Origin of the sequence: Massilia sp. CT11-108 (assembly GCF_047302915.1) — a bacterium.
GTDB classification, from domain to species: Bacteria; Pseudomonadota; Gammaproteobacteria; order Burkholderiales; family Burkholderiaceae_D; genus Telluria; species Telluria orientalis.
The window spans coordinates 1-753 of record NZ_JBKYMO010001084.1; the positions used below are offsets into that span (position 1 = coordinate 1).

Here is a 753-nt window from a genome sequence, read left to right on the forward strand (position 1 = left end):
GCGTGGCCACGTCCGTGCCGGGCAAATACTGGATGAAGACCGCCGCCGACGACGGCTTGACCGTGGCCGCCAGCGGATCGTTGTTCGGCAGGACGATCTGCACGTTCGCGTAGGCCACGCCGTCGATGCGCGACAGGACCTCCGACAGCTGTTGCGAGACACCGTAGATGAAGCGCACGCGCTCCTCGGTGGGCGTGGAGATCAGGCCGTCCTTCTTGAACATGTCGCCCAGGTTCTGGAAGCGCTGGTGCGGCAGCCCGTGCGCGCGCAGCACGTCCATCGCGCGGGCGAACTGGTCGCCGTCGATGTCGACGTTCCAGGTCTTGCCGCCGTCGTCGGACTGCTTCGAGGCATCGACCTGGGCCTCGAGCAGCACCGCCAGCATCTCGTTGGCGTCGCGCTCGGGCAGGTGCGCGAACAGCTGCTTGCTGCAACCGCTCAGCAGCAGGGCCGTCACGGACGCCAGCGCGCACGCCTTCAGCAGGTTCACATGGTTTGCCATATCACTGGTTCTTCATCAAAGTCTGCACCGACGTCTTGACGCCCTGGGCCACCATCTGGCCGCCGTACATCTTGCACGCCATCTGCGCCGCCTCGAACTGGATCTTCGTGGTGGCGCCAACGAGTTCCTGCTGCGACATGTAGGGCGCCTCGGCGGCAAACCGGTCGATCCGCCCGCCGAATTCGGCGAAGGCATGGTCCTGGCGCGTGACGGCCTCGGTCATCGCCGACGGCCCGTGCGCGCGCCAGGAC

Annotated in this window: 2 protein-coding genes; both read right to left on the reverse strand. The window is 66.7% G+C overall.

Annotated features, from left to right (window positions below; translation table 11 throughout):
- On the reverse strand, positions 1-502 hold a 502-nt coding region (sctJ, locus tag ACEN88_RS33280), incomplete at its 3' end, for a type III secretion system inner membrane ring lipoprotein SctJ (protein WP_413346589.1).
- Position 503: 1 nt separating this feature from the next.
- Positions 504-753: hypothetical protein (locus ACEN88_RS33285; RefSeq protein ID WP_413346591.1), on the reverse strand; the 250-nt coding region annotated here is incomplete at its 5' end.